Here is a 10,757-nt window from a genome sequence, read left to right as displayed (position 1 = left end):
TCCGTCACCCGCCCCCGCGGTATCCCCCCGACCCCCAGCGCCAGGTCCAGCGCCAACGACCCCGTCGGAATCACCTCCACCGCCAGATGCCGCGCCTCCCCCAGCCGCATCACCGCCCCCTCCCCGTACTGCTTGCGGATCTGGGCGAAAGCGGCTTCGAGGGCCTTATCACGATCGGTCGGCATCCTGGACCTCGGTGGAAGGGTATCGAACGAGTTTAGCAGAACTCACGCTGCAAGGCAAGAATCCGGGTCCACGGGCGGGGTGCACAACGGTGTCGCCTGCCGTCGCGCGACGGTGACTGACCTGCGGCATCGGCGCCCCTGCGGCGGTCGTCGCCGGAGAGCATGGCACGATCGGCTCTTCAACTGCCTGACGCTCGTCCCTGCAACAGTCGGGACCCTGGCGGGTGGGGTTGCCGGGGTCCAGGACCCTATGAATCAAGTAGCCGGCGAAGGATAATCCCTATCGCCGGCAACAAGAACGCCCCACTATGCCGTGTGCAGCCCGGTATGTGAACCTGCTGTTGCAGGCAGGGCTCTGCTCCGGGGTTCCGCCTTGGCTCAGGCCTATCGCGTCGCCCCATTGAAGTGCGAGCCCCATTTGGTAAGTGTTGGCTCAATACGGTGTGCGGCATCACGCACACAGCAGGGACACCCCGTGTATACCATGAGTGCCCGAGGATGACAATCCGGCCTGTCAAGGGGCAATACCGCCGGCCGGGCATCGGGCGGGGCCCGGTCGCCGCCTATTCGATCAGCCGCAGATGCAGGTCTTTCAGCTGGCCGGGGTCAACCGCCGAGGGCGCCCCACCCATCACATCCCGGGCGGCCTGGTTCTTCGGAAACGCGATCACCTCGCGGATGTTGGGCTCCCCCGAGAGGATCATGCACAGCCGATCGATGCCGGGTGCGATGCCACCGTGAGGCGGCGTCCCGAACTCAAAGGCTTCCAGCAAGTGCCCGAACCGGCTCTGGATCACCTCGGGCTCCAGGCCAATCAGAGCGAAGACCTTCTCCTGCAGCCCGCGGTCGTGGATCCGGATCGAACCGCCCCCGACCTCGTAGTCGTTCACGACCAGGTCATACTGCTGTCCCCGGGCTCGCCCCGGATCCGTATCCAGCAGCGGGATATCCTCCAACATGGGCGAAGTGAACGGATGGTGGCTGGGATCCCAGCGCTTTTCGTCCGCATTCCAAGTGAAGAAGGGGAAGTCAAGCACCCAACAGAAGGCGAGCACGTTCTCATCGCGCAGCCCAAGGCGGTCGCCCAGGAGCACCCGCAGGCGACCGAGGGCCTCGTAGGCCACAGCCGGCTGATCAGCGACAAACAGGAGCAGATCCCCCGCCTCCGCCTGCATCCGGTCGAGCAGCGCCTGTTGAGCCCCGGCCGTCAGGAATTTCGAGAAGGAGGAGCGATGTTCGCCGGCATCGGCCACCGCCAGGTAGGCCAGGCCCTTGGCGCCGTACTGAGCTACGAACTGAGTCAGCTCGTCTAGCTCTTTGCGGCTGTATTTGCCGCAGCCTCGGGCGTTGATCCCCTGCACGCTGCCGCCCTGCTGGACGGCGCGCTCGAAGACCTGGAAGCCTGATCCCGCCGCCAGGTCGCTGACGTCGCACAGCTCGAGGCCGAACCGCAGATCGGGGTTATCCTTGCCGAAGCGCCGCAGGGCCTCGGCATAGGTCAGGCGCGGCCACGGCCGCGCCAGCAGGCGCTTCTCCGGCACGAGCGCATCCACCATGCCGGTAAACATCTCCTCAATCAGGGCCAGAATGTCGTCGCGCTCGACGAACGACATTTCCAGATCCAGCTGGGTGAACTCGGGCTGGCGATCGCCGCGCTGGTCTTCGTCGCGGAAGCAGCGGGCGATCTGGAAGTAGCGCTCCACTCCAGCCACCATCAGCAACTGCTTCAGCTGCTGCGGTGACTGCGGCAGCGCATAGAACTCCCCAGGATACAGCCGCGAGGGTACCAGGTAGTCACGGGCGCCTTCGGGGGTCGTCTTGAACAGCATCGGGGTCTCGACTTCGAGGAAGCCCCTGGCAGACAGGGAGTCCCGAATGTACTTGACCACATGGTGACGCAGCTCGAGGTTCCTGCGCATCCGCTCACGCCGCAGATCCAGATAACGGTACTTGAGGCGCACCGTCTCGTCGACGGCGGTCTCTTCGTTGATGGCGAACGGCGGGGTCTTGGCCGGATTCAGGACACGCAGGCTGCGGACGTCGACCTCCACGGCACCCGTCGGCAGGTCCGAATTCTCCATCCCCTCAGGCCGGCGCCGCACCAAGCCCTCGACCTGCAGCACCCACTCCGGGCGCACCGCTACCGCCGCCTGGTGTGCCTCGGGCGAGACCTCGGGATTGGTCACGACCTGGACCAGGCCCCAGCGGTCGCGCAGATCCAGAAAGGTCAGGCCGCCGTGGTCGCGGCGGCGATGCACCCAGCCCGCCAGCTGGACCGTCTGCCCGACGTGTTCCGGTCGCAGGTCGCCACAGGTTCGTGTCTTCAGCATGCTGCCTCCACCAGGACAAGCACAACGCCGCCCAAGTCCGCAGACTGCGGGCGGCGGGTGATTCCACACGGTCCCGCGCGGCCGTTCAGCGCCTGTACCCGGTGCCAGCGGGTCAGCCGACGCCGACGAGGGTTGCGCCAGGCGGGGAAAATGCACCCCGGCGATTTCGCCGGATTATAGCATGGTGGATCTCGACGACCTGCGGAAATCGCTCAGGATGCATTCCATCAACCGCCGCTCTCCAGCTTGCGCAGATCGGCCGAGGTGTCGATATCCAGGCCGATGCGCGGATCGGCGGAGATGCCTGCCATGCGGAAGCGTTCGAACAGCTCCCGCCCGCCGATGTCGCCGCGCAGGGCGGCGAACGCCTCGAAGGTCACCCGGTCAAACAGCACCGGATTCGCCCAGCGGCCTTCGATCCGGGGAGCGACGATCGGGGTGAGCGTCTGCTGGTGTTCCCCGATCAGCCCCTGAATGAGCTCCGGTGTCACCAACGGCGTGTCGCACAGGAGGAAGACCACAGCTTCGGCGACGCGCTCGACCGATCGCAGCCCGGCTTGCACCGAAGTGCTTTGCCCTTGCGCCCAGCTTGGGTTCTCGACAAACACGACGGGCTGATCGCTCAGGGCTTGCCTGACCCCGGCCGAGTCCGGCCCGACCACGACGACCAACGGATCCAGCCCGGCGCGCCGGGCGGTCTGCACTGCGTGCCAGACCAGCGGTTTGCCTTTCCATGGGATCAGCTGCTTCGACCGCCCTATCCGCCGTGAGCCCCCGGCCGCAAGAACTACCCCGGGCACGCGGCCGATGACGGACCGCACGGCCTGTGCTCCCAAGGCGGATGCCAGCACCGCGGCCCGCACCCGGCTTTCCTTGAGGACCTGGGCGGCTACCTGCCGGGCATCGGCCTCAGACGAATCGTCCTCCACCTTGTTGAGGGTCACCCGGACTTCCGCCGCACGCGGAACGGACTGCAGGCCACCCTCTGCCGATGCCAGGAGCAGTCCGATGGCCGCCGGCGTAAGGATCTCGCTCTCGTCTGCGCCCAGCAGGGCGGCGACTCGCTCCGGGCGGTGGACCGAGTCCGAGCGGATCGGCTGGCCGACGGCGTCCATCCCGGCGACCACGACAACTAGATCGGTGAAGGGCGGGATCGCCGGCTCGTGATCGGCTGGGGCCTTGAGCGAGCGCCCTTTGGCGCCGTCGGCCTCGATCAGCAGCACCCCTCCGGCTTGGCTGACCATCTTCCGGACCCCTTCGAGGATGGCGGGATCCAGCCCGAGCCACTTCGGCTCCCCCGGCGCCACTCGTCCGGTGAGCAGGATCGTGCCGGGGCCCTCCAGGAACGGGCGGAGTGTGGCGAGCTCAAGCTTGTCCTGCAGGATCAAGTGGTTCGTCGCCAGTTGGCGCTGGTGCAGGGCGATCCGGGTGGTGGTGCTCAGCACGATGGGCATGTCGCCGGCCAGCTCCGCAGCAACTCGCCCCATCAGAGCGGACTTGCCGCCGGCGCCGACGAAGGCGCACGAGACTCTGGGGGAGATGCGCAGCGCCTCGCTGAGCCGCACGTCAGCCTCGGAGTGCCAGCCGAATCTCGGGCTGAGTCAATAGGGCCTCCAGCACGCCCCCAGCCACTGCCAGCGCCTTGTCGGAGACCTCGCGGCAGTACTCGGGCTTCCCGCGCGGATCCACATCGCCGATCTTCTCACCGGCGGCGACGAGAAGGCCATCGTGCAGCAGGCCGCGGACCACTCCGGCGAAGGGCGCCACGACCTGATGGGGGCCGATCTCGGCCACGGTCTGGCCGGCAGCAACTGACGAGCCCAACGGGACCCTTGCCTGTATGCGCCCCTCGCCCGGCGCTCGCAGGAGGCGCCCTTCAGCCTGGCCGGCGATCATGCCCGGCTGGCCAGTGTCAGGCGCAGCCGGGCCTTGCCAGATCACCCGGCCTAAACGGTGCCCGCGCTGCGTTTCCACCACCGCATGGCAGTCGATGCCGGCGGTGAACCCGGGGCCCAACCCGATCATGACCGGTGCGGCCTCCAGGCCGATCTCGGGAGGTTGTTTGCGCATCCGTCCATCGACGATTGCCGCAAATTTCAGGCTGCGCCGCACGTCGGCGGCCGGATCGACCAGGACCGGGATCTCCCCCTCCGAGGCGGCCTGAAACGCCGCCTGTGCCTCTCCGATCAGAGTGGCCGTAATCCCTTCGACCTGCGCACTTCCAGCGTACACCGCCTGGGCGAAGGACACCAGCCGTCGGATGGCGCGTGGCTGCGGCAGTTCGGTGATCAGCAGGCGGAACCCGCAGCGGAACAGACGTACCGCCACGCCACTGGCCAGGTCCCCTCCGCCCCGCAGCAGGATGAATGGTGCGGGGTCCATCACGCCGCGGCGGAGGCCTGCAGCCCGCTGAGCACGCGCTCGGGCGTCAGGGGGAACGAATCGAACCACACCCCAGTGGCGTCGTGAACGGCGGCCACAACGGCGGGTGTCAGGGGAAGGTAGGGCATCTCGCCCATGCCCCGCGCCCCCCACGGCCCGCGCGGATCGGCTTCCTCCAGAACCACGCTTCGCACCCGGTCCGGGATGTCGAGGATCGTAGGGATCAGGTAGGTCGACAGGTGGGCGGTCTGCACGTATCCGCCGGGCTGCTGGAAGTTCTCGAGCATGGCATACCCCTGTGCCTGGACGATGGCGCCCTCGATCTGCCCGCGCACGGCCTGAGGGTTGATCGCCTTGCCTACATCATCGGCACAGACCACGTCTAGGATTCTGAGGGCGCCGGTTTCGATGTCGACCTCGACCGTGACCGCCTCGGCGACATAGCCATAGGCGAAGTTTGGATCGCAGCGCCCGGTCTGAGGATCGAAGGCGGTGGTCGCGGGAGGGACATACCGGTAAGATGCGCGCGCCGGTCGGTCCTCGGCCTGCCAGCGTTCGAGGGCCGCCTGGGCCGCTCCGCGGATGGCGTTGCCGGCCATGAACGTCATGCGCGACGCTGAAACCGAGCCCGAGTTTCCGGTCTGAGCCGTGTCGGCGGTCACCAGGCGCACTCGCTCGACCGGCAGGTTGAGCGCCTGGGCAGCCATCTGCGCCAGCACCGTGTGGGCACCCTGCCCGACCTCTGCCGCGGCGTGGTACAGAAACGCCTCCTCGATCTCCGCCCCGCCGCGCAGCTCAATCGTCGCCATACACTGCTCCGGCGCCCCGAAGGAGAAGCCGACGTTCTTGTAGGCGCATGCGAACCCGATCCCCCGCCGCAGATGGCTTTCGGCAGCCGGCCGGGTCTTCGGCCCCTTCCAGCCTGCCGAGGACGCCCTCCAGCCGGCCGTAGCCGCGCAGGTCTCGACCACCTTGGCGATCGTCACACCTGCCGGCAGCGGACTGCCGACGGAAAGCAAGGAGCCTTCCTGCAGGAGGTTTCGGCGCCGGATCTCGACCGGATCGAGCCCCAGCCGCTCGGCAAGTTTGTTCATCTGACATTCGGCGGCGTACGCCGCCTGCGGCCCTCCGAAACCGCGGAAGGCGCCGTTGGGCAGATGATTGGTGTACACCGAATACGAGTCCACCGAGACGTTCTCGATCTCGTACGGCCCGGTGCACATCAACGTGGCATTGCCGAGGACCTTGGTCGAGGTGTAGGCATAGGCGCCGCCGTCCTGAATGACCTCACAGCGCGCAGCCACCACCTGTCCCGCGGCCGTGGCGCCCCACCGGGCGCGGAGGACAAATGGGTGACGCTTGTGGTGGCCCACAATCGATTCTTCCCTGGACCAGATGATCTTGACCGGGCGGCGGATCCCACGCTGGTGCAACCGCCAGGCGGCCAGCGCCAGGACGATCTGGACCGACATGTCCTCCCGGCCCCCAAACGCGCCGCCGATCGCCGGGTAGATCACCCTCACCTGGTCTTCGGGCAGCCCCAGGGCGTGGGCGATTTGCTCCCGGTCTTCGTGCACCCACTGTCCACCGACCTCGACCGTCACTCGGCCGTCTTCGGCGACGTAGGCCAGCCCGGCTTCGGGCTGCAGGTAGGCATGCTCCTGAGCCGGCGTGCGGTACTCTGCTTCGATCACGACATCGGCGGCGGCCAACGCCCGATCGACGTCGCCCTTGCGGATGCGGAAATGTCCGAAGACGTTGCTTTCCAGCTCGGGGTGGACTCGCACCGCCTCGGGCCGCATCGCCTCCACCGGATCCAGCAAGGCAGGCAGGTCGTGATACTCGACTCGAATGCGCTTGAGGGCCTCGGCTGCCTGGGCTTCCGTCTCGGCCACCACTAGTGCCACCTGGTCGCCAACGAAGCGTACTCGGTCGCCGCCCGCTTTGGACGAACCTGGTCCGCACAGCACGGGCTGGTCCGGCACGATCAGCCCGTATTCGTTGACCGGCACATCCTTGGCCGTCAGCACGGCCAGCACACCCGGGCCGGCCTCGGCTTCAGACGTGTCAATGCTGTGCACGATGGCGTGCGGCCGGCCGGCGAACAGGATCTTCATCCACGCCTGGTCCGGCCGGCTGAGATCCCCGGGGTACAAGGCGCTGCCCGTCACCTTTCCCACCGCATCTACGCGATAGGCCGAGGCTCCAACCGCGGTCATGGTTCCCCTCACCGCCGGACCACCGCTTCCCCCGGTCTGTCGTCGCCGGCGCCTTGCAGGCGCGAGATCTCCAGTGAGAAGATGCGCTTCAGGATCGCTAGGCTCGTGGAATAGGTCGGGTCCATGCCAAAGTACGAAAGGGCTCCGGCTCCCAGGTTCCGGCCTTTGCTGAGCGGGGTGTCGGAAGCGTAATGCAGGAAACCCACATCAAACGGAAGGTGATGCATGTCGACGATCTCGTTCGAGGGGTAGCGCTTCGGGCGCCAGAGCTCGTAGATCGCCGACAGGTAGGGGCCGGCCTCCATCTCAATCACGGTATAGCCCTCACGGTAGAAGACGTCCATGTAGCGTGGCGTCTGGAGGAAAGTACCGCGAACGCTGACGGTCTTCTGATTGTCAATCACCGTGCCGTAGACGAGGTCTTCGCCAAGGTCGGCCGCGCTGAAGCAGTTGTCCAGCAGGTAAGTGTTCTGCGACTGCTCATCGTGCACGACCGAAGAGATCATCACGTCACCGATCACGCCGTTCAGCGTGGCAGCCTTGCCCATGGCGTACACCCCCAGCAGCCGGCTTGCCCGGCTTGCGATGTACGTCAGGATCAGATAGGCGGCCATGCCCAGCGGGTAGTCAATGTTGATGATCACGGCCTCGCTTCGCCGCAGGGCATCTAGGCCGGGCAGGCGCAGCCTCGGATCAACCCATTCCGGGCGGACCTGGTCCAGCTGGATCACCTGGACTTCCGAGTCCAGCCCGTGCTGGCTATCGAAGCGGCGGATGCCGCAGGCTGCTTCGTCCAGCGAGCGCTGCTCCGCCAGCGCCTGGGCCTCCGGGGTCGCCATGTGCTTCTTCTGTACGTAGTAGAGCAGGTTCTCGCGACTGGAGGGAACGTTGCGGGATTCGATTTCGCGCCATTCCGCCAGCAGATCGGCGTTGCGAGGCCAATGCAGTACCTCGACAAGCTCGGCTTCATGCCGCGGGGCGAAGCCGCTCACCAGGTTCACCAGGCTGTGCGGATTGCTCGAGACGAAATACACCGGCCTGCGTGTGAGATCGGGAGCCTGGTCGAGTACGGCATCCCACCACAGCTGGGTCGCCTTGCGGTAATCGGTGAGCGATCCCGCCAGCAGGCGGACGCGCATCCGCTTGCGCCCGGCGGCGATCGCCCGCAGCAGCTGCCAGAAGCGCGCACCCCACACCTGGCGCAGGCGTGACAGATCGTCCCTTCCGACACCGATGCCATCGGCAAACGTCGAGAGCCCTTTCTCATCGTCCTGGGAAGACTGCAGAAAGGCCCGCACCTGCTCGCCTTGCAGCACCGAGTTCAGCTTGTTCCATTCCATCTGGAAGGCGGTCAGGATCGGGATGATGTCATCGATGTCGGTGCCGCTGGCGATCAGGCACGCCAGCGTGTTGCGGCCGTCGAAGTAACAACGACGCCGCCTCGCCCGCGCGGCTACCGGACTCCAGGCACCCACATCGCCGACCCCATTCAGCTGGAAGACTGCCTCCGTCTGCCCCAGGATCACGCGCTCAACGTCGAGGATGCAATCCGGCAGGCGAAGCGAACAGTAGATGAAAGCCGACATGTCCGGCTGCGGGCTCTGGACGCCAGGATGAAGGGAGGAGCCCATGGCGGCGTGGGTCTCCTCCAGCGTGCGCAGCTGGGCCTCCGCCGACGACCGCAGCAGGGAGTAGTACGTCCGGATGTAGAGCTCGATTTCCTCCGAGCCCGTGCGGGGAACGGTTCGATCCATGGCTGGCCCTAGCGGGTCTTCTTCTTGGGCGGCCGGGGCGGCTTCGGGAAATCGGTCTCACCAGGCTTGATCGGAAACAGGACAGCATACGCCAGGCTCAGCAACCCGTAGCTGGCGACCATGAACATGACCGCGATCACCAGCCGCACCAGGAATCCCGGCGGAATCCAGGGGAGCTGCTCCGGAGGCAGGATGATCTCCAGCGGCAGGTAGATCCAAGCGTTGACAGAATTCGCCTGCAGGAACCACCCCGAGAAGAAGTAGGCAAGCAAGCCAAAGATCACAACTACCAGGCATCCCACACCGCGCAACATCGGATTCTGCCGTTTGCGAATCTCACGTTCACGTTCATGTTGGGCATAGCGCCAGCTGTCTCGCCCCATCGTGATCCTCCGGCCTGACAGGCTACTTCGGTTCCGCCATCAATTGCGCAGCTCGTTCCACGGCGGAGATGATGCTGTAGTACCCGGTACATCGGCAAAGGTTGCCGGCGAATGCCTGTTGGATGTCGAGCGGGCTCGGATTGGTCCGTTCCTCCAGGAGTTTTACCCCAGCCATGATGAAACCCGGCGTGCAGTATCCGCACTGGACCGCGCCCTCTTCGATGAACGCCCGTTGCAGGGGGTGGAGCTCACCATCCTGGGCCAGGCCCTCGACGGTCTCGATCGCGGCGTTGTGCGCCCGCGGCGCAGGGACCATGCAGGCCATCACGGCAACCCCGTCCAAGAACACCGAGCAGGCGCCGCACTCGCCCTCGGCGCAGCCCTCTTTGGTTCCGATCAGCCCGGCCTCCTCGCGCAGCAAACGCAGCAGCGACTTGTCGTGGCCGGTGGTGAACACATAGGGCTTGCCGTTAATCAAAGTGCGGATCTCGTCGCCGGCCTGGTGGCGGAAAGAGGCCTGGATCGGGGTCGACAAGCGGGTTGGTCCCGTCGCCAGCATCACCGGATGGTCGGGATACCCGTCCCGCTCCTGCTTGCGGGCGAGGGTCTGCAAACAGCGTCGGACGCAGACCTCGACCATGCGGCGCCGATAGGCGGCGGAGGCGCGCAGGTCGTCGATGGGGGTTGCCGCCTGGAGTGCAAGGTGGGCGGCCTCGCCGATTGCGGCTTCGTCCAGGGTTCTTCCCTTCAGCCAGGTTTCCGCCGCCTCAGCCCGAGCGACGATAGGCGCCACCGCACCCAGGGCAATCGCCGCGCGGCGCACAACCGCGCCCGACATCTCCAGAACCACCGCGGCATTCACGACCGAGATCGCCTGTGCCCGGCGCAAGCCGAGCTTCAGGAACGAACTACGCGCCTCGGGTGGAGGCGCTGGGAAGGCGATCTCGACCAGCATCTCGTCCGGCCGCATCACCGTCTTGCGCACACCGGTGTAGAACTCCCGCAGGTCCACCGTGCGCTCCCCAGCCGAAGAAGCCAGGCGCAGGCGGGCCTCGAGCGCCATCAGGGGAGGAATCGTGTCGTTGGCCGGGGAGGCTGTGATCAGGTTGCCGGCGACGGTCGCCCGAGTGCGGATCTGCGGCGCGCCGACCTCCCAGCAGGCTCGGGCAAGCGCAAACGCTCGCCGCCGGATCAGCTCGGAGCCCGCAACCTGATTGTGGGTGACCAGCGGGCCCAGCCGGATCCAGCCCTGGTCGTCCAGGCGGATCTCGTCGAGCCCCGGGATTCGCGTGATGTCGATCAGCGCTACGACGCCCCGGCGGAGGCCGCGTTCGATCTCGAGCATCAGATCCGTGGCGCCGGCGACCAGGCGCCTCTCGCCAGGCGCCTCGGCCAGGCGCGAGAGCGCCTCTTCCAAGCTGCGGGGAGTGTAGTACGTCTTCCAGGTCATCGTCCTGATCCCATCCTATTGGTCAGGCGGCTCGGATCCTTCAGCCGAGGATAC

Annotated in this window: 8 protein-coding genes and 1 other RNA gene; all 9 read right to left on the bottom strand. The window is 66.6% G+C overall.

Annotated features, from left to right (window positions below):
* A partial coding sequence (locus MUO23_06575; protein ID MCJ7512620.1) for a DNA recombination/repair protein RecA occupies nt 1–185 on the bottom strand: 185 nt, incomplete at its 3' end.
* Nucleotides 186–481: 296 nt separating this feature from the next.
* Nucleotides 482–657, bottom strand: a non-coding RNA gene (ssrS, locus tag MUO23_06570) — 6S RNA.
* Between the two features lie 91 nt (nt 658–748).
* The gene (gene aspS / locus MUO23_06565; GenBank protein MCJ7512619.1) at nt 749–2,515 is read right to left on the bottom strand and encodes an aspartate--tRNA ligase; all 1,767 of its coding nucleotides are present in this window, start codon (nt 2,513–2,515) and stop codon (nt 749–751) included.
* Nucleotides 2,516–2,742: 227 nt separating this feature from the next.
* A complete protein-coding gene (gene yqeC, locus MUO23_06560) occupies nt 2,743–4,080 on the bottom strand; it encodes a selenium cofactor biosynthesis protein YqeC (GenBank protein ID MCJ7512618.1) in 1,338 nt (445 codons plus the stop codon).
* Nucleotide 4,081: 1 nt separating this feature from the next.
* The gene (yqeB, locus tag MUO23_06555; protein ID MCJ7512617.1) at nt 4,082–4,897 is read right to left on the bottom strand and encodes a selenium-dependent molybdenum cofactor biosynthesis protein YqeB; all 816 of its coding nucleotides are present in this window, start codon (nt 4,895–4,897) and stop codon (nt 4,082–4,084) included.
* Nucleotides 4,897–7,116, bottom strand: coding sequence for a xanthine dehydrogenase family protein molybdopterin-binding subunit (locus tag MUO23_06550; protein ID MCJ7512616.1), 2,220 nt, complete (start codon nt 7,114–7,116; stop codon nt 4,897–4,899). The genes yqeB and MUO23_06550 overlap by 1 nt, the downstream gene beginning before the upstream one ends.
* Nucleotides 7,117–7,124: 8 nt before the next feature.
* Nucleotides 7,125–8,870: a hypothetical protein gene (locus MUO23_06545; GenBank protein ID MCJ7512615.1), complete on the bottom strand. Its 1,746-nt coding sequence runs from the start codon at nt 8,868–8,870 to the stop codon at nt 7,125–7,127.
* An 8-nt stretch (nt 8,871–8,878) separates the two neighbouring features.
* The gene (locus MUO23_06540; protein ID MCJ7512614.1) at nt 8,879–9,253 is read right to left on the bottom strand and encodes a hypothetical protein; all 375 of its coding nucleotides are present in this window, start codon (nt 9,251–9,253) and stop codon (nt 8,879–8,881) included.
* Between the two features lie 22 nt (nt 9,254–9,275).
* A complete protein-coding gene (locus MUO23_06535; protein ID MCJ7512613.1) occupies nt 9,276–10,703 on the bottom strand; it encodes an FAD binding domain-containing protein in 1,428 nt (475 codons plus the stop codon).
* Nucleotides 10,704–10,757 lie beyond the last annotated feature (54 nt).

It is taken from the genome of Anaerolineales bacterium, from assembly GCA_022866145.1.
Classification (GTDB): domain Bacteria; phylum Chloroflexota; class Anaerolineae; order Anaerolineales; family E44-bin32; genus PFL42.
Note: the sequence above shows the minus strand (reverse complement) of the source record. Positions and strands in the feature narration are given on the sequence as shown.

Bases quoted from the DNA above. Each gene is read 5' to 3' on its own strand.
- MUO23_06545 (MCJ7512615.1), bottom strand. From the start codon at position 8,870: ATGGATCGAACCGTTCCCCGCACGGGCTCGGAGGAAATCGAGCTCTAC.
- aspS (MCJ7512619.1), bottom strand. From the start codon at position 2,515: ATGCTGAAGACACGAACCTGTGGCGACCTGCGACCGGAACACGTCGGG.
- MUO23_06550 (MCJ7512616.1), bottom strand. From the start codon at position 7,116: ATGACCGCGGTTGGAGCCTCGGCCTATCGCGTAGATGCGGTGGGAAAG.
- yqeB (MCJ7512617.1), bottom strand. From the start codon at position 4,897: ATGGACCCCGCACCATTCATCCTGCTGCGGGGCGGAGGGGACCTGGCC.
- MUO23_06535 (MCJ7512613.1), bottom strand. From the start codon at position 10,703: ATGACCTGGAAGACGTACTACACTCCCCGCAGCTTGGAAGAGGCGCTC.
- MUO23_06540 (MCJ7512614.1), bottom strand. From the start codon at position 9,253: ATGGGGCGAGACAGCTGGCGCTATGCCCAACATGAACGTGAACGTGAG.